This window comes from Streptomyces sp. NRRL F-6492 (assembly GCF_001280125.1).
Classification (GTDB): domain Bacteria; phylum Actinomycetota; class Actinomycetes; order Streptomycetales; family Streptomycetaceae; genus Streptomyces.
In genome coordinates, this window is record NZ_LGEG01000225.1 from 1 (window position 1) to 19,161 (window position 19,161).

Annotated in this window: 17 protein-coding genes and 3 pseudogenes; 6 read left to right on the forward strand and 14 right to left on the reverse strand. The window is 70.9% G+C overall.

What is annotated here, in order from left to right; all coding sequences use genetic code 11:
• On the forward strand, window positions 1-1,794 hold a 1,794-nt coding region (locus tag ADL08_RS21045; protein WP_053645267.1), incomplete at its 5' end, for an NHL domain-containing thioredoxin family protein.
• Here the strand turns inward: ADL08_RS21045 and ADL08_RS21050 are convergent.
• The 3 genes from ADL08_RS21050 to ADL08_RS21060 all read right to left on the reverse strand — a co-directional run bounded on the left by ADL08_RS21050 (window position 1,791) and on the right by ADL08_RS21060 (window position 5,547).
• A complete protein-coding gene (locus tag ADL08_RS21050) occupies window positions 1,791-2,135 on the reverse strand; it encodes a hypothetical protein (protein WP_053645270.1) in 345 nt (114 codons plus the stop codon). The two genes, ADL08_RS21045 and ADL08_RS21050, sit on opposite strands and share 4 nt — an antisense overlap.
• A gap of 101 nt (window positions 2,136-2,236) precedes the next feature.
• A complete protein-coding gene (locus ADL08_RS21055; protein ID WP_053645271.1) occupies window positions 2,237-3,544 on the reverse strand; it encodes a M18 family aminopeptidase in 1,308 nt (435 codons plus the stop codon).
• A 173-nt stretch (window positions 3,545-3,717) separates the two neighbouring features.
• Window positions 3,718-5,547, reverse strand: coding sequence for an acyl-CoA dehydrogenase (locus ADL08_RS21060; protein WP_053645273.1), 1,830 nt, complete (start codon window positions 5,545-5,547; stop codon window positions 3,718-3,720).
• 258 nt (window positions 5,548-5,805) lie between these two features.
• Here ADL08_RS21060 and ADL08_RS21065 point away from each other — a divergent pair, with 258 nt between their 5' ends.
• Window positions 5,806-6,294 (forward strand): SseB family protein, encoded by a 489-nt coding sequence (locus ADL08_RS21065; RefSeq protein WP_053645275.1) that lies wholly within the window; start codon window positions 5,806-5,808, stop codon window positions 6,292-6,294.
• Between the two features lie 107 nt (window positions 6,295-6,401).
• Here the strand turns inward: ADL08_RS21065 and gcvH are convergent, their stop codons facing one another.
• On the reverse strand, window positions 6,402-6,764 hold the full coding sequence (gcvH, locus tag ADL08_RS21070; RefSeq protein ID WP_053645278.1) for a glycine cleavage system protein GcvH: 363 nt from the start codon (window positions 6,762-6,764) through the stop codon (window positions 6,402-6,404).
• Window positions 6,765-6,978: 214 nt separating this feature from the next.
• Between gcvH and ADL08_RS21075 the strand changes: the two genes are divergently transcribed.
• Window positions 6,979-7,941 carry a pirin family protein gene (locus ADL08_RS21075; protein ID WP_053645279.1) on the forward strand — a complete coding sequence of 321 codons (963 nt, stop codon included), beginning with the start codon at window positions 6,979-6,981 and terminating at the stop codon, window positions 7,939-7,941.
• Between the two features lie 121 nt (window positions 7,942-8,062).
• Complete coding sequence (locus ADL08_RS21080; RefSeq protein ID WP_053645281.1) at window positions 8,063-9,136, forward strand: AI-2E family transporter; 1,074 nt, start codon at window positions 8,063-8,065, stop codon at window positions 9,134-9,136.
• A 21-nt stretch (window positions 9,137-9,157) separates the two neighbouring features.
• Here the strand turns inward: ADL08_RS21080 and ADL08_RS21085 are convergent, their stop codons facing one another.
• A complete protein-coding gene (locus ADL08_RS21085) occupies window positions 9,158-11,278 on the reverse strand; it encodes an ATP-binding SpoIIE family protein phosphatase (protein WP_053645283.1) in 2,121 nt (706 codons plus the stop codon).
• A gap of 137 nt (window positions 11,279-11,415) precedes the next feature.
• Between ADL08_RS21085 and aspS the strand changes: the two are divergent.
• Window positions 11,416-13,208, forward strand: a pseudogene (aspS, locus tag ADL08_RS21090) (aspartate--tRNA ligase).
• 203 nt (window positions 13,209-13,411) lie between these two features.
• Here the strand turns inward: aspS and ADL08_RS21095 are convergent.
• Window positions 13,412-13,762, reverse strand: coding sequence for a hypothetical protein (locus tag ADL08_RS21095; RefSeq protein WP_053645285.1), 351 nt, complete (start codon window positions 13,760-13,762; stop codon window positions 13,412-13,414).
• Between the two features lie 16 nt (window positions 13,763-13,778).
• A complete protein-coding gene (locus tag ADL08_RS38305) occupies window positions 13,779-14,000 on the reverse strand; it encodes a polymorphic toxin type 30 domain-containing protein (protein WP_078968347.1) in 222 nt (73 codons plus the stop codon).
• Between ADL08_RS38305 and ADL08_RS38310 the strand changes: the two are divergent.
• Window positions 13,959-14,193: pseudogene (locus ADL08_RS38310) on the forward strand (amino acid--tRNA ligase-related protein); the annotation flags it as partial. The gene ADL08_RS38305 and the pseudogene ADL08_RS38310 overlap by 42 nt on opposite strands.
• Window positions 14,194-14,648: 455 nt before the next feature.
• On the opposite strand, the pseudogene ADL08_RS21100 reads toward ADL08_RS38310, so the two are convergent.
• From ADL08_RS21100 to ADL08_RS21130, 7 genes and pseudogenes are all read right to left on the reverse strand, one after another.
• Window positions 14,649-16,190 (reverse strand): annotated as a pseudogene (locus ADL08_RS21100) (RHS repeat-associated core domain-containing protein); the annotation flags it as partial.
• Window positions 16,191-16,306: 116 nt separating this feature from the next.
• Window positions 16,307-16,846, reverse strand: coding sequence for a hypothetical protein (locus ADL08_RS38315; protein ID WP_053645290.1), 540 nt, complete (start codon window positions 16,844-16,846; stop codon window positions 16,307-16,309).
• Window positions 16,843-17,157, reverse strand: a complete 315-nt coding sequence (locus ADL08_RS21110; protein ID WP_159043110.1) for a hypothetical protein — start codon at window positions 17,155-17,157, stop codon at window positions 16,843-16,845. Before ADL08_RS21110 ends, ADL08_RS38315 begins: the two co-directional genes overlap by 4 nt.
• Before the next feature lie 167 nt (window positions 17,158-17,324).
• Complete coding sequence (locus ADL08_RS21115; protein WP_053645294.1) at window positions 17,325-17,654, reverse strand: hypothetical protein; 330 nt, start codon at window positions 17,652-17,654, stop codon at window positions 17,325-17,327.
• A complete protein-coding gene (locus ADL08_RS21120; protein ID WP_053645295.1) occupies window positions 17,647-18,063 on the reverse strand; it encodes an Imm50 family immunity protein in 417 nt (138 codons plus the stop codon). Before ADL08_RS21120 ends, ADL08_RS21115 begins: the two co-directional genes overlap by 8 nt.
• Window positions 18,050-18,553, reverse strand: a complete 504-nt coding sequence (locus ADL08_RS21125; RefSeq protein WP_053645297.1) for an Imm50 family immunity protein — start codon at window positions 18,551-18,553, stop codon at window positions 18,050-18,052. Before ADL08_RS21125 ends, ADL08_RS21120 begins: the two co-directional genes overlap by 14 nt.
• A gap of 4 nt (window positions 18,554-18,557) precedes the next feature.
• A complete protein-coding gene (locus tag ADL08_RS21130; RefSeq protein ID WP_159043111.1) occupies window positions 18,558-19,109 on the reverse strand; it encodes a hypothetical protein in 552 nt (183 codons plus the stop codon).
• Window positions 19,110-19,161 lie beyond the last annotated feature (52 nt).

Below are 19,161 nucleotides of genomic sequence, written 5' to 3' on the forward strand. Positions count from 1 at the left end.
GATCCCGCGCCCACCCCCGCGCCCCGACGTGCCCGTGTCCGCGCCCCCGAGCTGATCGGCAAGGGCGGCTGGCTGAACACCGGCGGAGAAGAGCCGACCCTCGCCGACCTGCGGGGGAAGATCGTCCTTCTCGACTTCTGGACCTTCTGCTGCGTCAACTGCCTGCACGTCCTCGACGAGCTGCGCGACCTGGAGGAGAAGCACCGCGACACCCTGGTGATCGTCGGGGTGCACTCGCCGAAGTTCGTGCACGAGGCCGACCACCGGGCCGTGGTGGACGCCGTCGAGCGGTACGAGGTGCACCACCCCGTACTGGACGACCCGGAGCTCGCGACCTGGAAGCAGTACGCCGTGCGCGCCTGGCCGACGCTCGTCGTGATCGACCCCGAGGGGTACGTCGTCGCCCAGCACGCGGGCGAGGGCCACGCCAACGCGATCCGGACCCTGGTCGAGGAGCTGGAGGCCGAGCACGCGGCCAAGGGGACGCTGCGGCGCGGCGACGGGCCGTACGTGCCGCCGGAGCCTGCCGACACCGTCCTGCGCTTCCCCGGCAAGGCGATCACGCTCCCGTCCGGGAACTTCCTGGTCTCCGACACCACCCGGCACCAGCTGGTCGAGCTGGCGGCGGACGGCGAGACCGTCGTGAAGCGCGTCGGCGAGGGCGTCTTCCGCGAGCCGCAGGGGCTCGTGCGGCTCCCCGACGGCAAGGTCGTCGTCGCCGACACCGTGAACCACGCCCTGCGCACGTACGACCCGGAGACCGGCGCGATCGAGCGGATCGCCGGCACCGGCAGGCAGTGGTGGCAGGGCTCCCCGACCTCCGGCCCCGCCCTGGAGGTCGACCTGTCCTCGCCGTGGGACGTGGCCTGGTGGCAGGGGAAGGTGTGGATCGCCATGGCCGGCGTCCACCAGCTGTGGACGTACGACCCGGAGACCGGGACCGTCGGGGTCGCGGCCGGCACCACGAACGAGGGCCTGGTCGACGGGCCCGCCGCCGAGGCCTGGTTCGCCCAGCCCTCCGGGCTCGCGGCCGCCGGCGACCGGCTGTGGATCGCGGACTCCGAGACCAGCTCCCTGCGCTGGATCGACACCGAGGGGATCGTGCGCACCGCCGTCGGCACCGGGCTCTTCGACTTCGGCCACCGCGACGGCGACGCCGGCCAGGCGCTGTTCCAGCACCCGCTGGGCGTGACCGCCCTGCCCGACGGCTCGGTCGCCGTCGGCGACACGTACAACCACGCCCTGCGCCGCTACGACCCCGCCACCGGCGAGGTCACCACGCTCGCCACCGACCTGCGCGAGCCGAGCGACGCGGTCCTGGTGGACGGGGACATCGTGGTCGTCGAGTCCGCCCGGCACCGGCTGACCCGGCTGCGGCTGCCCGAGGAGGCCGTCCGGGTCGAGGCGGTCGCCCACCGCACCCGGCGCGAGGCCACCGAGGTCGCTCCCGGCCGCCTCCGCCTCGACGTCGTCTTCCGGGCCCCGACCGGCCAGAAGCTGGACGAGCGCTACGGCCCCTCGACCCGGCTCCTGGTCTCCTCGACCCCGCCGGAGCTGCTGCTCGGCGGCGAGGGAACGGGCACGGACCTCTTCCGGGACCTCGACCTGAACCCGGAGGTCACCGAGGGCGTCCTGCACGTCTCGGCGATGGCCGCGTCCTGCGACGACGACCCCGCCAACGAGTACCCGGCCTGCCACGTCCACCAGCAGGACTGGGGCGTCCCGGTGAAGGTCACGGACGCGGGCGCCTCCCGCCTGCCGCTGATCCTCGCGGGCATGGACGAGCAGGCCTAACGGACGAGCCCCTGGTTCCTGGACGGGCGCCCCGCGGCCCCGTCCAGGCAGCCGTCCACCCAGGCGGCCGGGTCGTGGACGGCCCGGTCGCCGCCCATGCCGTCCCGCTCCATGCGCGCGCACTCCCCGGCGAGCAGCGCCTTCGTCCGCGACCCGTCCACGTCGTACCCGCGGATCCGGGAGGCCAGGACGTACCCGCCCTCGTACGCGATGTCCGTGCCCCACGGCGGCCGGTCGTTGTACGTCCCGACCAGCAGCCCCGCCCCGGTCAGGGCGAGGAGCACGGCGACGACGGCGAACGGGACGGACTTCCGCGGCGGCGGACCCTCATGACGGTGCATGGGGACGAGCCTGCCGGGCGGGACCTTTCGCGGATGTTTCCGAACCGGATGTTTCCGAACCGGACGTCTCGCGAACGGCCCCGCACGGGACCGCCCCGGGCTCAGCCCTCCAGGAAGGCGACCAGCGCGTTCGCGAGGAGGTACGGGTCCTGTGCGCCGCACAGTTCGCGGGCGCTGTGCATGGAGAGGATCGCGACGCCGATGTCCACGGTCCTGATGCCGTGGCGGGCGGCCGTGATCGGGCCGATCGTGGTGCCGCAGGGCATGTCGTTGTTGGAGACGAAGGACTGCCAGGGCACGCCCGCCTTCTCGCAGGCGGCGGCGAAGACGGCCCGGCCGCTGCCGTCGGTGGCGTAGCGCTGGTTGACGTTCACCTTGAGGATCGGGCCGCCGTTGACGCGCGGGTGGTGCGTCGGGTCGTGCCGCTCCGCGTAGTTGGGGTGGACCGCGTGACCGGTGTCGGAGGAGAGGCAGACGGTGCCGGCGAAGGCGCGCGCCCGGTCCTCGTAGGAGCCGCCCCGGGCGTACACCGAGCGCTCCAGGACGTTGCCGAGCAGGGGCCCCTGGGCACCGGTGTCGGCCTCGGAGCCGTTCTCCTCGTGGTCGAAGGCGGCGAGGACCGGGATGTACGGCAGGTCGTCGCGGCCCGCGAGGGAGGCGAGCGCGGCGGTGCCGGCGTGCACGGAGAGCAGGTTGTCCATGCGCGGCCCGGCGAGCAGCTCGCGGTCGCGGCCCAGGTAGGCGGGGGCCTCCACGGCGTGGACCATCAGGTCCCAGCCGGTGACGTCCTCGGCGTCGACGCCCGCCTCCTCGGCGACGAAGGAGATCAGGTCGCCCTCGTGGACGTCGCCGATGCCCCAGACGGGCTGCATGTGGCGCTGGCGGTCGAGCTTCAGGCCGTCGTTGGCCTGCCGGTCGAGGTGGATGGCGAGCTGCGGGACGCGCAGCAGCGGCCGGTCGACGTCGACCAGGCGGTGGCTGCCGTCACGGAGGGTGAGGCGGCCCGCGAGGCCGAGGTCGCGGTCGAGCCAGGTGTTGAGGAGGGTGCCGCCGTAGATCTCGACGGCGACCTGCCGCCAGCCCTGCGAGCCCATGTCGGGGCGCGGCTTCACGCGCAGGTTGGGCGAGTCGGTGTGGGCGCCGACGATCCGGTACGGGGTGTGGGCGGCGGCGCCCTCCGGCACGTACCAGGCGATGATCGCGCCGCCGCGGACCACGTACTTCCCGCCGCTCGTCGCGTCCCAGGCGGCGGTCTCCTCGACCCGGCGGAATCCGGCCTTCTCCAGCCGCTCCGCCGCGTTCGCCACCGCGTGGTACGGCGAGGGGGAGGCCGACAGGAAGGCCATGAGGTCGTCGGTGTGCCCGCGGTCGAAGGGGCCGGCGGTGGTACGGGAAGCTGCGCTGCTCATGGGTTCACCTTACGCAGGGTCCGGAACGCGGGGACGGCCCCCCGGAGGAGCGCCGGGGGGCGACGGGGAGGGGGAGCGATCCGCTCCGGGCAAAGGGAACGGCCCGCCCCCCTCCCCGGGGACGAGCCGTTCCTTGTATGGACGAGAAGTGCTCCCAAACGCCCTGGGGCGTCCTAGAACGCGGCCTCGTCCAGGTCCATCAGCGCGCCGTCGACGCCCTCGGCGAGCGCGCGCTCGGCGGAGACGCCCGGCAGGACGTTCGCGGCGAAGAACTTCGCGGCCGCGATCTTGCCCTGGTAGAAGGCGACGTCCTTGCCGGAGGCGCCGGCGGCCAGCTTCTCGGCGGCCACGGTGGCGCCGCGCAGCAGCAGGTAGCCGACGACGACGTCGCCGGAGGCGAGCAGCAGGCGGGTGGTGTTCAGGCCGACCTTGTAGATGTTCTTGACGTCCTCGCCGGTGGCGGTGAGGTCGGTGATCATCGTGCCGACGATGGCCTCCAGGTCGACGGCCGCCTTGGCGAGCGCGTCGCGGGCGCCGGCCAGCTCCTCGCCGCCGGTGCCGACCGCGAGGAACTTCTTGATCTCCTCGGACAGCGTGTTCAGGGCCGCGCCCTGGTCGCGCACGATCTTCCGGAAGAAGAAGTCCTGGCCCTGGATGGCCGTGGTGCCCTCGTAGAGGGTGTCGATCTTGGCGTCCCGGATGTACTGCTCGATCGGGTACTCCTGGAGGAAGCCGGAACCGCCGAAGGTCTGGAGCGACTGCGCGAGCTGCTCGTAGCCCTTCTCGGAGCCGTAGCCCTTCACGATCGGGAGCAGCAGGTCGTTGAGGCCGTGCAGCGCCTTGGCGTCCTCGCCGGCCGCCTCCTTGAGCGCGATCTCGTCCTGCACGGAGGCCGTGTAGAGGACGAGGGAGCGCATGCCCTCGGCGTACGCCTTCTGCGTCATCAGCGAGCGGCGGACGTCCGGGTGGTGCGTGATGGTGACCTTGGGCGCGGCCTTGTCCATGAAGTTCGCCAGGTCGGTGCCCTGGACGCGCTCCTTGGCGTACTCCAGGGCGTTGAGGTAGCCCGTGGAGAGGGTGGAGATCGCCTTCGTGCCGACCATCATGCGGGCGAACTCGATGATGAGGAACATCTGGCGGATGCCGTCGTGCTTGTCGCCGATGAGCCAGCCCTTGGCGGGGTGCTTGTCGCCGAAGGTCATCTCGCACGTGTTGGAGGCCTTGAGGCCCATCTTGTGCTCGACGTTGGTGGCGTACGCGCCGTTGCGGGCGCCCAGCTCGCCGGTCTCCCAGTCGAACTCGTACTTCGGCACGAGGAAGAGCGAGAGGCCCTTGGTGCCGGGGCCGGCGCCCTCGGGGCGGGCGAGGACGTAGTGGAGGATGTTCTCCTCCATGTCGTGCTCACCGGAGGTGATGAAGCGCTTGACGCCCTCGATGTGCCAGGTGCCGTCCTCCTGCTGGACCGCCTTGGTGCGGCCGGCGCCGACGTCCGAGCCCGCGTCGGGCTCGGTGAGGACCATGGTGGAGCCCCAGCGCTTCTCGACGGCGATCCGCGCGACCTTCTTCTGCGCCTCGTTGCCCTCGTTGTGGAGGATGCCGGCGAAGGCCGGGCCGGAGGAGTACATCCAGATGGCCGGGTTCGAGCCGAGCAGCAGCTCCGCGTAGGCCCAGATCAGGGAGCGCGGGGAGACGGTGCCGCCGATCTCCTCCGGGATGCCCAGACGCCAGTACTCGGACTCCATGAAGGCGTCGTACGACTTCTTGAAGGTGGCCGGGACCGGGGCGGTGTTGGTCTCGGGGTCGAAGACCGGCGGGTTGCGGTCGGCGTCGGCGAAGGACTCCGCGAGCTCGTTCTCGGCGAGGCGGCGGATCTCGTCGAGGATGCTCTTGGCGGTCTCGACGTCCATCTCCTCGAACGGACCGGTGCCGTACACCTTGTCGCGGCCGAGGACCTCGAAGAGGTTGAACTCGATGTCGCGGAGATTCGACTTGTAGTGCCCCATGGCGACGGCTCCGTAAGGCTCGGGGAGGGAGGTTCCTCGTACACGTACCAGTGAGTAGCAAAACGCTCTCCACCATGATGCTACCCGTCAGTAATAAGGGCAACCCCTGGCGGGCATCTGTGACGTGACTCGCCCCTCTCCCTTGCCCCGCAGGCCCCACGGGCCCCGTGCGGCCCACGCGTCCGGCGCCGTCGGACGTACCGGCGGGTAAGGGGCGCGGCCCCCCGGCGGCCCCCCGGCGCTCGATAGGCTGCCCCCATGTACGGATACGGCCAGCACGCGGACGGTAGTGCCGCCCAGCAGCAGTACATCCCGCCCCAGCAGGACGGGATGCAGGCCGGCATGCAGGGCGGGTACGGGCAGCAGGCCCCGCTCTACCCGGAGCCCTCGCCGCCCTCCCTCGCGGACGCCGTGCGCGCCTTCACTACCGGCACCCTGGCCGCCGAGGACTTCCAGCAGATCTTCGCGACCTCCAAGGTCTACTGCCCGCGCGGCGACAACCCCGGTTTCCTGGCCCTGCACAACACCCAGCAGCCGGTCATCCCCATGTTCACCTCGCTCAAGGAGCTGCGGCGGTACGCGGGCAAGGAGTCGAAGTACTTCGTGATCACCGGCGCCGAGGTGATCGACCTGCTGCCGACCGGCTACGGCTTCGTCCTCGACATGGAGGGCGACCACCGCATGGTCTTCGACGCGAAGGCCGTGGAGCAGATGGTCGACTTCGCGATGCGGCGGATGTACGGCTGACGCGGGCGGGACCGGACGGGCCCGGCACCCCCGCCGAGGGGGGCCGGGCCCGTCCGCGCGTGCGCCGGGGGCTACCCGGCGTCGCCCTCGACCGTGAACTCCTCGTACTACGCGGCGCTGAGCAGCCCGTCGAGGGCCCCCGCGTCGTCGATCTCGATCTCGAAGATCCAGCCGTCGCCGTACGGGTCGTTGTTGATCCAGTCGGGGTCGGAGTCGAGGTCGCCGTTCACGGCGGCCACCCGGCCGGAGAGGGGCGCGTACAGCTCGGAGACCGCCTTGACCGACTCCAGGGAGCCGGCCGGGTCCCCCGCCTCCACCCTGCTGTCCACCGCCTGGTTCTCGACGAACACGATGTCCCCGAGCTGCTTCTGCGCGAAGTCGGTGATGCCGACGCGCACGCGGCCGCCGCCCCGCGTCTCCACCCACTCGTGGTCCTTCGTGTACTTCAGGTTCTCCGGGCAGGTCGGCATGCGCGCTCCTTCGGGGGCTTCCGGGTGCCGGGCGGCCCGCCCGGCGGAGCCAGCGTGCCCGAGCGGGAGGGCGCGCGGAGGCGGCCTTCACCCGCGGGGGTGAGCGACTTCAGGACAGTCGGGGAATGTCTCCCGGGCGTTCCGCGTTCCGGGTGGCAGAAAGTTCAGCGTTCAACTAAAGTGGACGTGCAAGGTCGCCCAAGGAGGTCCCGCCATGCCCGCCGTGACTGTCGAGAACCCGCTCACCCTGCCGCGCGTCGCCGCCCCCGCCGACGCCCCGGCCCGTCCCGTGCTCGCCGTGACCACGGCCCCCTCCGGATTCGAGGGAGAGGGCTTCCCGGTCCGCCGGGCGTTCGCGGGGATCAACCACCAGTACCTCGACCCGTTCATCATGATGGACCAGATGGGCGAGGTGGAGTACGCGCCCGGAGAGCCCAAGGGCACGCCCTGGCACCCCCACCGCGGCTTCGAGACCGTCACCTACATCATCGACGGCACCTTCGACCACCAGGACTCCCAGGGCGGCGGCGGCACCATCACCAACGGCGACACCCAGTGGATGACCGCCGGCGCCGGCCTCCTCCACATCGAGGCGCCGCCGGAGTCCCTCGTCGTCAGCGGCGGCCTCTTCCACGGCCTCCAGCTGTGGGTGAACCTGCCGGCCGCCGACAAGATGATGGCCCCCCGCTACCAGGACATCCGCGGCGGCCAGGTCCAGCTGCTCACCTCCCCCGACGGCGGCGCGCTGCTCCGCGTCATCGCGGGCGAACTCGACGGCCACGAGGGCCCCGGCATCACCCACACCCCGATCACGATGATCCACGCCACCCTGCGCCCCGGCGCCGAGGTCGTCCTGCCCTGGCGGGAGGACTTCAACGGCCTCGCGTACGTGCTCGCGGGCCGCGGCACCGTCGGCGCCGAGCGGCGGCCGGTCCACACCGGCCGGACCGCCGTCTTCGGCAAGGGAGGCGCCCTGACCGTCCGCGCCGACGAGAAGCAGGACGGCAACACCCCGGACCTGGAGGTCGTCCTCCTCGGCGGGCGCCCGATCCGCGAGCCCATGGCCCACTACGGCCCGTTCGTCATGAACACCCAGGCCGAACTGCGCCAGGCCTTCGAGGACTTCCAGGCGGGCCGCCTCGGCACGATCCCGGCGGTCCACGGGATGGGCGAGTAAGGAGCACGGGGTTACGGGCCGGGGCGCGCGCCCCGGCCCGTACGCCCTCCCCTGACGCGCCGTCACCCGTACGGGCCGTCAGCGCGCGACGCCGCGCCGGGCGGCGTGGTCCGGTGGTCGGGTGCAGACGCCCACCGCCGGACACCTCCTTCCCGAACCCGCCCGCCGGGTCGCCGCCTGGTGCGCCGTCCTGCTGCTCGTCGCCGGGGTCGCCGCCGTCGGCGTCTGGCTGTGCGTCGTCCTCAAGACGGCCGTCACCCCCGTCCTGCTCGCGATCCTCGGCACCGCCCTCCTCGGCCCCCTCTACCGGCGCCTGCTGCGGATGAAGGTCCAGAAGTCCCTCGCCGCCGGGCTCACCGTCCTCGCCGTCCTCGCGGTCGTCGGCGGCGCCGCGTACATCGTCGTCGCCGCCCTCATCGACACCGGCGACCAGATCGTCGCCTCGCTCCGGCAGGCCGCCGAGGACATCGCGAAGCACTTCGGCGCGGCCGGGACCTCCCTCGACGACCTCAGCGGGAACGCCGAGAGCCTCCTCAAGCGCTTCGGCGGCACCGCCGCCTCCGGGGTGATCTCCGGCATCAGCGTCGTCGGCCAGCTCATCGCCACCGCCGTCCTCGCGCTGCTCCTCATCTTCTTCTTCCTGCGCGACTCCGACCGGGCCGCCGGGGCCCTGCGCTCCCTCGTCCCCCGCACGACCGGAGACACCGCCGAGGCCATGGCGCGCCGCGCCTTCGAGGCCGTCGAGGGCTTCATGCGCGGCACGACCTTCATCGCCCTCGTCGACGCGACCCTCATCGGCACCGGGCTGCTCGTGCTCCGCGTCCCCGGGGCGGTCGGGCTCGCGGCGCTCGTCTTCGTCACCGCGTACATCCCCTACCTCGGCGCCTTCCTCTCCGGCGCGGTCGCGGTCCTCGTCGCCCTCGCGGACCGGGGCTTCGTCATCGCCCTGTGGGCGCTCGGCGTCGTCCTCGCCGTCCAGGTCATCGAGGGCCACCTGCTCCAGCCCGTGGTCCAGAGCAGGACCGTCCACATGCACCCGGCCGCCGTCATGCTCGCGATCACGGCCGGCGCCTCCGTCGCGGGCATCCTCGGCATGCTCCTCGCCGTCCCCCTGACGGCCGCCGCGACGGGGGTGCTGGGGGAGCTGCGGGGGCGGTACGGCTCGGGGAACCCCGACCGGCCGGACACGCCCTAGGGAGTGTCCGCCGGACAGGCCCTAGCCGCGGCGGCCCTCCGCCGGCCCCGCCTCGCGCAGCTCGAACCAGATCGACTTGCCCTCGCCGCGCGGGTCGACGCCCCACGCGTGCGCCAGCATCTCCATCAGGACCAGGCCGCGCCCGCTGGACGCCATCTCGCCCGGCCGGCGCCGGTGCGGCAGCTCGTCGCTGGTGTCGGAGACCTCCACGCGCAGCCGCCGGGACCTCTCGCCGCAGGCGACCTCCGCGACCAGGAGCGCGTCGCCGTCCGTGTGGACGAGGACGTTGGTGACCATCTCGGAGACCATCAGGACCGCCGAGTCGAGCTGGTCCCCGTCCGCCCAGTCGTGCAGCAGCTGCCGCACCTGCTCCCGGGCCTCCGCGATCCGCTCCGGCTCCGCCTGGGCGATCGTCATCAGGGTGCGGCGCGGGGCCTCCCGCACGGCGCCGGCGGGGCGGCGGGAGAGCAGCAGGACGGCGATGTCGTCCTCGCGCCGGTCCGCGAGCGGGCCCGTGGTGTGGTGCGAGCCGGGGCCGTGGACGGCCTCCACGAGGGTGTCGGCGAGGTCCTCCAGGTCCTCGCCGTCGTGGGACTCCAGGAGCTTCCTGGCCCGCTCCCAGCCGCTGTCCAGATCGTGCCCGCCGGTCTCCAGCAGGCCGTCGGTGCAGATCATCAGGGTCTCGCCGGGGTCGAGGGCGATCCGGGTGGTGGGGTAGTCGGTGTCGGGGACGATGCCGAGGGGCAGGCCGCCGGCCGTGGGCCGCAGCAGGACCGTTCCGTCGTTCGTCCGCACCGCCGGGTCCGGGTGCCCCGCCCGCGCGATGTCCACCACCCCCGTCTCCAGGTCGACCTCCAGGTACAGACAGGTCGCGAAGCGCGGGCCGCCGTCCGCGTCCCCGTCGTCGCCGTCCGTGATCCCGTACAGGAAGCGCGAGGCCCGGGAGAGGACCGCGTCCGGCCGGTGCCCCTCGGAGGCGTACGCGCGCAGGGCGATCCGCAGCTGCCCCATCAGGCCCGCCGCCCGCACGTCGTGCCCCTGCACGTCCCCGATGACCAGGGCGATCCGGCCCGCGCCGCCCCCGGCGGGCCGCGAGGCGCCGCCGGGCAGCCGGATCACGTCGTACCAGTCGCCGCCGACCTGGAGCCCGCCGCCGGTCGGCACGTACCGGGCGGCGATCCGGATCCCGGGGATCCCCGGCCCCAGGACCGGCATCATCGTCCGCTGGAGGCCGAGCGACAGCTCGCGCTCCGACTCCGCCACGCCCGCGCGTGCGAGGGCCTGCGCCAGCATCCGCGCCACCGTCGTGAGCACCGACCGCTCGTCGGGCGTGAAGGCCACCGGGTGCTTGAAGGCCGCCATCCAGGCCCCCATCGTGCGCCCGGCGACGACCAGCGGCACGAAGGCCCAGGAGCGGCGCCCGAAGCGCCGGGCGAGCGGCCAGGTCACGGGGAAGCGGCGCAGGTACTCCTCGGGCGACGGCAGGTAGATCGCCCGGCCCGTGCGGACCACCTCGGCCGCCGGGTAGTCGGTGTCGAGCGACATCGACGCGAAGGGCCCCTCGTCGTCCCGGCTCTGCCCGTGGTGCCCGATGACCGTCAGCCGGTCGCCCGCCGCCCCGAAGACGGCGAGCCCGTCCGGCGAGAAGCCCGGCATGGACAGGGAGGCGGCCACCCGCAGCACCTCGGCCGTCGACCGCGCCTCGGCGAGCGCCCGGCCCGCGTCGAGCAGGAAGGCCTCCCGGGAGCGGCGCCAGTCGCCGGTGACCGGAGTGCGGACGGCGGTGCCCGGCGCCTGCTCGGCGACCTCCTGGAGGGTGCCGACCAGCTGGTAGTCGTCCCCCTCGACCAGCGGCTTCGACCGGCTCCGTACCGTACGGATCACCCGTCCGTGCTCGTCCATGATCCGCAGCCGGGACTCGGCGAGGGTCTCCTCGGCGACGGCGAGGTTCACCACGCCGTCGATCTCGTTCCAGTCGACCGGATGGAAACGCGAGCGCACGGCCGCCTCGCTGAGCCGTACGGGCTCGGCGGGCAGCCCGAGCAGCCGGGCGGCCTCGGCGTCGAGCGAGACGGTCCCGGACGCGTTGTCCCAGCGCCACAGGCCGGTCGCGATCGCGGCCAGGACGTCCTCGGTGCGCATTGCCCCACTTTATGAATACCGGACCGCGGGCCGCCACCGACGGTGTCCGAGGAGCGATCACGGCCCGGCCGGTAGGCTGGGAAACCTTGACACCGTCAAGCCCTTCACCATCGATCCCGAAGACTGGATGAACGACGATGCATCGGTACAGGTCCCACACCTGCGGCGAGCTCCGCGCCTCTGACGTCGGCACCGACGTCCGGCTGAGCGGCTGGCTGCACAATCGGCGCGACCTGGGCGGCATCCTCTTCATCGATCTGCGGGACCACTACGGCATCACGCAGCTCGTCGCCCGGCCCGGCACCGCCGCGTACGAGGCGCTCGACAAGCTGACCAAGGAGTCCGTCGTCCGCGTCGACGGCGAGGTCGTCTCGCGCGGCGCCGAGAACGTCAACGCCGAGCTGCCCACCGGCGAGGTCGAGGTCGAGGTCGCCGAGGTCGAGATCCTGGGCGCCGCCCAGCAGATCCCCTTCACCATCAACGCCGACGACGGCGTCAACGAGGAGCGGCGCCTGGAGTACCGCTTCCTCGACCTGCGCCGCGAGCGCATGCACCGCAACATCATGCTGCGCTCGGCCGTCATCGCCGCCATCCGCGCCAAGATGGTCGCCCTCGGCTTCAACGAGATGGCGACCCCGATCCTCACCGCGACCTCCCCCGAGGGCGCCCGCGACTTCGTCGTCCCCTCCCGCCTCAACCCGGGCAAGTTCTACGCGCTGCCGCAGGCCCCGCAGCAGTTCAAGCAGCTGCTGATGATCTCGGGCTTCGACCGCTACTTCCAGATCGCGCCCTGCTTCCGCGACGAGGACGCCCGCGCCGACCGCTCGCCGGGCGAGTTCTACCAGCTCGACGTCGAGATGAGCTTCGTCGAGCAGGAGGACGTCTTCCAGCCGATCGAGAAGCTCATGACGGAGCTCTTCGAGGAGTTCGGCGGCGACCGCCACGTCACCTCGCCGTTCCCGCGGATCCCGTTCCGCGAGTCGATGCTGAAGTACGGCAACGACAAGCCGGACCTGCGCACCTCGCTCGAACTGGTCGACCTCACCGACGTGTTCGCCCACTCCGAGTTCAAGGCGTTCGCCGGCAAGCACGTCCGCGCGCTCGCCGTCCCGAACACCGGCGACCAGCCGCGCAAGTTCTTCGACGGCCTCGGCGACTACGCGATCTCGCTCGGAGCGAAGGGCCTGGCCTGGATCCGCGTCGGCGAGGGCAACGCCCTGACCGGCCCCATCGCCAAGTTCCTCACCGAGGACGACGTCAAGGTCCTCACCGAGCGCCTGGGCCTGGAGCCCGGCCACGCCGTCTTCTTCGGCGCCGGCGAGTTCGACGAGGTCTCCAAGATCATGGGCCCGGTCCGGGTCGAGACCGCCAAGCGCGCGGGCCAGTTCGAGGAGAACGTCTTCCGCTTCGCGTGGATCGTGGACTTCCCGATGTACGAGCGGGACGAGGAGACCGGCAGGATCGACTTCTCGCACAACCCGTTCTCGATGCCGCAGGGCGGCCTGGAGGCCCTGGAGACCCAGGACCCGCTGGACGTCCTCGGCTGGCAGTACGACATCGTCTGCAACGGCATCGAGCTCTCCTCCGGCGCGATCCGGAACCACGAGCCCGACATCATGTTCAAGGCCTTCGAGATCGCGGGCTACTCCCGCGAGACCGTCGAGACCGAGTTCGCCGGCATGCTCCGCGCCTTCCAGTTCGGCGCCCCGCCGCACGGCGGCATCGCCCCGGGCGTCGACCGCATCGTCATGCTCCTCGCGGACGAGCCCAACTCAACGGCAACGCCCAGGACCTCATGATGGGCGCCCCCACGGAACTGGAGGAGGCCCGCCTGCGCGAGCTGAACATCCAGCTGCGCAAGCCGGTGGAGTCGAAGGCGGTCGAGAGCCGCCCGGTGACGGACTCCGTGAGCCCGGACGCGGCGAAGTAGCCCGCACGACGCACTGACGAGGGGCCCGGAACCGTGGGTACGGTTCCGGGCCCCTTTCTCTTTTTCGCCGGCCGGTCGGTAAGTACGGCGTACTGCGAAGATTCCTCGGTGCGGAACCGAAAAGGATTCGTCGGATTCGAGAAGATCTACTTAGGTGTTGGCGCTACGGTACGCGTCCTGCTCGTAGAGGGTAATGCTCGCGCCTAATTTGCTGTGCTGTCGTCCGGTCCTGAGATGTACGGGGCGAAGCTCTCCATGTAATCGCGGTGTTCCACATGGATCGCGGATTCAGAGATTTCTTCCAGGGGTGAGAGATCGGCGCCTTCGAGCTTCCCGCACCCGTCAAGATCGCTCAACGCGTGTAGGAGTGCCTCCAAGGCCACCCGGGACTTCTCGTGCGGAGTCAGCATGGCGATCAGGTCACCCGTCACTCTGGCCTGAGTCCCGGAGAGCAGGTGCGCGAAGTCTTGAACACGATCGCTCGCCTCCGTGCGTACCGCTTCGTCAGGGCTTAGGAGGTCTCGGATGAATTCGACGTAGTAATTTGTTTCCATGGTTTTACCTTCTGGCTCAATGTGGGTACGGTATCGGCAAATTGCTGGGCCATGGAATGTGAGTGTCGTTGATTGCCGTCTCGTTGTAGTTCGGGCTGTTTGGGTTTCCGATCTTGGCGTGGTAGAGATTTCCAGCCTCGTCTTGGAACTGGTGTCCGATCTGGATCCGATATATGGGGCCGCTGCTGGCGTTGGGGCCGGCATGCTCCGCGCCTTCCAGTTCGGCGCCCCGCCGCACGGCGGCATCGCCCCGGGCGTCGACCGCATCGTCATGCTCCTCGCGGACGAGCCCAACCATGATGGGCGCCCCCACGGAACTGGAGGAGGCCCGCCTGCGCGAGCTGAACATCCAGCTGCGGAAGCCGGTGGAGTCGAAGGCGGTCGAGAGCCGCCCGGTGACGGAGGCTGTGCATCCGGACGCGGCGCGGTAAGTAGGACGACGTACTTGCGAAGGGCCCGGGATCTTCGGATCCCGGGCCCTTCGCTCTGCATCGACAGTTGCTCCGGTGCGTGCGAATTGGTGGAGGAATGTGAAGTTCAGCAGAACAAGAGTTCATCCGTAACGCTTGGGTTTGGAAACACTCTAAGCTTGAGAGAGCCCCGAGTGTTACCCATGGAGAAATCGGTACACAGGCTTGTGCTCCCATCTGAATTATCGATCCAAAGGCGCGTTGCGCCCTCTCTGAAAATATTTACGGTCCCATCTCCGCGAATCCATAGAAGGCGGATAGAACGACCAACGGGGTTGAAGCTGAACCGCAAGTATTCCCCGGTCACCTCTGTCAGGTCGATTTCTTGGACGCCCTCGCTGCTTTCTACGGGTTCTACGCCCAGTGATTCCGTGAAGCGAGCTGATTCGGGAACCGAGAACGGCTCTTGTGGCACGTTAATTTCCGCCCTTGAAGATCGCAGTGGAAAACCTTAGACTTCCATCTGGCATTAGCTGCCAGGTTGCCTCCACCTGGCGAATTCCATGAGGTCCGTAGATGACGGATTTAATTTCTCCGAACTCTCCCCGTTGGTTCTTTAAGGTTCGATCGAATCCGTTGTTCGTCGCTTCTTTCAGATGGTCTATCACGTACTGTCGTGAGGCTGGGGTGTCGTGAAACCCTATGCTTTTTAGTTGCTGAGCATTCTGCCTCGCTCTGGGGGTGTTGTGATCATCCGCTTTGATGTCCTTGTTGATCGGTGCTGGAGCGAGACCCAAGGGATCCTGGGAGAGGTACCGCGCCGACTCCGGGTCGTAATACCGGAAGTAGTTGTAGTGCAGACCCGACTCCGGGTCGAAGTACTGGCCCGGGAAGCGGAGCGGGGTGTACGTCGTGGCGTCGCGGGTCCAGGTCGTCGTGCCCCAGAGGGTGGAGCGGGTGCGCCAGGCCAACTCTCCGGACTCGTCGACGAGTTCGGTCGGGGTGCCGATCAGGTCGGTGACGACGGCGAAGAAGCGCTCGTCGTCCGTGTCCGTGCGGCGTTCCGTCTGGGACAGGGGCCGCAGGCCCGCGTGGTCCCAGGTCAGGACGACGTTCTCGGTCGTCTGCTCGCAGAGGGTCGTACCGTCCCAGGTGAAGTGGACCGTCTCAGAAGGGGATTGTTTGGATATGCGGCGGCCCAGCGGGTCGTACGCGTACCTCCAGACCGTGCCGTCCGGCGTCGTCACCGACGTCAGTCGGTCCTCCGCGTCCCAGGCGTACCGCCAGGTGTCCGGCTTCCGGGACACGCGGGTCTTCCGGCGCAGGACGATCCGGCCCTGGGCGTCGTGCTCGTAGCGGACCGTCCCCGCGCGGGTGATCCGTGTGCCCTCGTACGCGCGCGGGCCCGTCGCCGCGTGGGCCGGGTGCTCCGACGGCCGCTCCGCCTCCGTCTGGTTGCCGGCCTCGTCGTACGCGTACCGCTCCGTCCACCGGTCCGCCCGCACCGCCGTGACCCGCCCGGCCCCGTCCAGGTCGAAGCGGCGCGTCCCCGAGAGCCCGTCCGTGACGGCGACCAGACCGCCGTCCGGGCGGTAGTCGTACGCCCGGTGCTGGAGACGGCCGCCGCCCCGGGCCGACGTGACCTCCTGCCCCGTCAGCCGGCTCATCACGTCGTACGACGACGTCAGCGACACGAAGTCCGCGACCGAGCGTTCGACCTCCCGGCCCAGCGCGTCGAAGGAGAAGGCCAGTTCGCGCCCGGACGCGGTGAGGCTCGTCCTGCGGCCCGCCGCGTCGTACGCCCACGTGCTGACCGAACCGACCGGCGTCCTCCTGCCCACCCGGCGGCCCGCCCCGTCGTACGCGTACCCCAGCACCCGCCCGTCGAAGTCCGTCTCGGACAGGGTCCGGCCCGCCGGATCGTAGGCGTAGTCCCAGGTCAGACCCTGCGGGTTCGTCACCCGCGTCAGCCGCAGGTCCGTAGCGGGTCGGTGACCTCGACGGGCAGGCCCCGCCCTCCGAGCCGTTCCGGCGTTTCGGCACCTGGGGCGGCCGAGCGGGTGCCCCGTCCCGTGACGGACTTCGCAGGCGGTTCGGATCGTCTCTGTCAGGTCGCCGGGCCGTGGAGAACCGCTCAGGGCAGTCTCGGAGCGAGCTCCAGCCAGGCGCGGAGCTCCTCCACGGAGGAGTCCCCGTCCTCCAGGAGGGGCAGGACGGGACGCAGCGTGGACAGCAGGTTCTTGACGCGACGCAGCCGGAGCACCTGCTCCCGTGGCAGGGCCTGCCACTCACCGGCCAGGCGCGCGGCCGTCTCCAACGACATGCTCAGGTTCCGCACGACGTCCGCCCGGAGCGCGGCGAGATCCCGGGCCGGGTCGGTGTCGTCGGGCCCGAACTCCCGGATCAGGTAGGCACGTACGCGGGCCGCCTCGACCACCGAATGGAGGGACGGCTCCTCCCGGTACTTCCCCGGGAGCGCGGCGAGCGCGAGCCGGCCCCAGCGGATCCTGGTCCCGGCGGGGAGGTCGTGGCGCTGCATGCCACCGACGGCGAGGACCCGCAGCTCGTTCCACCGCCCAGGGGCCCAGGCTTCCGCCTCGCGTCCCGACAGCAGGCGCTCCAGACCTTCCGGCGAGGCGTCGGGGAGTGCGCCCCGGTCGTCGTCGTGACTCACGCTCCTGTCGCCCTCATGCCCGTCGCCGCGCGGAAAGCCCGTACAGCCGCGACGTAGTCGCGCCGTGCCCCGCTGGCCGCGGGGAGGCTCGAAAGGCCTTCCTCCGAAAGTTCCCCAGTGGCACGGAGAACCGCCCGCGCGAGGTCTTCGACACGGACTCCGCCCACCGGCGTCCTCTTCGACGTGACCGAGACGCACCCTTCCCGGTCACGCTTGAAATCGAGCCGGAACGACGAGCCGATGCCCGTATGCGAGAGGGTCCGCTGTTCGCCGAGGAGCAGCGGCCTGGGGCTGTCGAGCAGGAGGGCCACCGACAGGCAGATCATCACGCCCCGGTCGGGTGCGTGACCTGCCGACACCACCGTTCCGCTCCGCCCCTCACACGCGATGTCCCCGAAGTCGGAGTCACCGGGCTCTCCCTGCCCCGGGCGCACCGGGAACCTCACCCCGATCGCGCCCGGTCGCTCCTTCCGCCCCGTCATGCCGGACCGGGCCGACGGAACTCGTGCACGACGCGGGGGAACGAGGAGGAGAGGACGCCCGGGCGCGGCTCCCCGGAAAGGGCGGACGCGAGGAATCGGGTGCGGGACACGGAGAAGTGCTCCCAGCGGGCGCCGCGCGTCTCGTTCACCACGACGGTCCACCGGTCCGGATCGAGGCCGGAGCGGTCGAGCCGGTAGAGGCGCTCCCCGTTGTCCGTGACCGTCCACGGGACGACCCGGGCCCCCTCGGCCTCCAGCTCCGCCGGCTTCTGCCCGTACGCCCACAGGTCCTCCAGGTCCCCGGCCCGCTCCCCGGGATCAATCACCGCACGGCCCCGCGGAGAGGTAGGAGCGGAAACGGGCCAGGGAGGAGCCGGAGGCCGTGAAGTCGAGGTACGAGCCCTCCGCCTCGACGGTCACCCGGACGTCCGTGCCCTCCCCGGTGTTCAGGGCGACTCCCGCGTCGCGGGCGCTGAACTCCCAGCCGCTGACCCGCAGTCCCCGCACGCCCGTGAACGTCAGGTAGAACTCGACGGTGTCGTACGCCCTGTCCGCCCAGGCGGGGGGCGGCCTCTCGGGGAGGGCGGTGGTCTCGAACATCAAGGTAACCGACGCTTCCCTCTCGTCGATCTGTACGTAGTACAGCCTGCACGCGTCCAGGTCCGGGGGCGTCGCGTACGCGTCCGTGACCTCCTCCGTCGATCCGACGACCGCCGTCCAGTCAGACGCGCTCATGGAAGGGCCTCTCCTCGGGTCCGGGGACGGTCTCGTGCAGCCTTGCGTCCACCCGCCCCAGGAAGAGGTGACGGCCGCCGTCCGCGCCGTCGGGCGCGATCCTGAAGGCGCTCACGTGTCCCACCGGCACGGACTCGTGGCCGGTGAAGCCGAGGTCCACCCCGGCGCCCCGCACGCGCACCCGCATCCTCCGCCTTCCGCCCAGGGGCTCCGCCGTGAAGGAGGCGGAGGGCACGGGCGGCTCCCACTGCTCCAGGGAGAGATCCTCCACCGCGAGGAACTGGAGGTGGCACTGGACGGTGTCGACGTCCGTGCCCTCCCATTCCGGCGGGACCGTCGCCGGGAAGCTCGAAAGGTCCACGCGCAGTATGACCGTCGGACCGATCCAGGACAGGTTGACGGCCCGCAGCCGGAACGTGTCGAGGGGCGGGACCGCTCCGTACAGGCGGATCAGGTCCGCGGGATTCACCAGGGTCGGGACGACGGTCATGGTGCTACGGCCCTTCCAGCGGGGGGCCGATCACTTCGGCACCGGCCTGGCGGGCGAGCCACTCCGCTCTGTCGTCGTGACCGTCGGCATGGACGTACAGGGTGTGGTCGGGAGCCGGGTCCTCGTCGAGGGCCACGTGGCGGTGGTGGAAGCTGATCTGCACGGCGGCGTACTTGAAGTGAGCGGCGTGGCCGAGTTCCGGAACCGGCGGCCAGCCGAAGGAGTCCCACGTGAGCTGGAATCGGGGACAGAACTCCAGTACGGCTCGGGCGGTCTCGACGGCGTCCTGAACGGGCACGGCCAGATCGATGAGGTAGAGGTCCTCGGACAGCGGGTGGTCGCCGGGTTCGGCGGCATCGGCGCGTACGCGGGCCGTGGTCTCGGCACCGGGTACGGCGGCCAGCAGTCGGCGGAGTTGCTCACGGCCGGGTACCCGCACCCAGAACTCGGCCCTCGCGTCGGAGCCCTCGGCAACGACCAGCAGCCGCTCGGCGAGGGCGAAGAGCGCGTCGAGATCCGTCGTCGTCAACAGCGGATAGGCAGTGGAGTGTCCCATGGCCGACAGTCTGTCCCAGCCGTCGGGCAGAGCGGGCGGCAGGCCCGTCGAC

Excerpts from the sequence above, each read along its gene's own strand:
- ADL08_RS21130 (WP_159043111.1), bottom strand. The coding sequence starts at position 19,109 with ATGGGACACTCCACTGCCTATCCGCTGTTGACGACGACGGATCTCGAC.
- ADL08_RS21120 (WP_053645295.1), bottom strand. The coding sequence starts at position 18,063 with ATGAGCGCGTCTGACTGGACGGCGGTCGTCGGATCGACGGAGGAGGTC.
- ADL08_RS21075 (WP_053645279.1), top strand. The coding sequence starts at position 6,979 with ATGCCCGCCGTGACTGTCGAGAACCCGCTCACCCTGCCGCGCGTCGCC.
- gcvH (WP_053645278.1), bottom strand. The coding sequence starts at position 6,764 with ATGCCGACCTGCCCGGAGAACCTGAAGTACACGAAGGACCACGAGTGG.
- ADL08_RS21050 (WP_053645270.1), bottom strand. The coding sequence starts at position 2,135 with ATGCACCGTCATGAGGGTCCGCCGCCGCGGAAGTCCGTCCCGTTCGCC.
- ADL08_RS21065 (WP_053645275.1), top strand. The coding sequence starts at position 5,806 with ATGTACGGATACGGCCAGCACGCGGACGGTAGTGCCGCCCAGCAGCAG.
- ADL08_RS21085 (WP_053645283.1), bottom strand. The coding sequence starts at position 11,278 with ATGCGCACCGAGGACGTCCTGGCCGCGATCGCGACCGGCCTGTGGCGC.
- ADL08_RS21095 (WP_053645285.1), bottom strand. The coding sequence starts at position 13,762 with ATGGAAACAAATTACTACGTCGAATTCATCCGAGACCTCCTAAGCCCT.
- ADL08_RS21125 (WP_053645297.1), bottom strand. The coding sequence starts at position 18,553 with ATGACCGTCGTCCCGACCCTGGTGAATCCCGCGGACCTGATCCGCCTG.
- ADL08_RS21060 (WP_053645273.1), bottom strand. The coding sequence starts at position 5,547 with ATGGGGCACTACAAGTCGAATCTCCGCGACATCGAGTTCAACCTCTTC.
- ADL08_RS21055 (WP_053645271.1), bottom strand. The coding sequence starts at position 3,544 with ATGAGCAGCGCAGCTTCCCGTACCACCGCCGGCCCCTTCGACCGCGGG.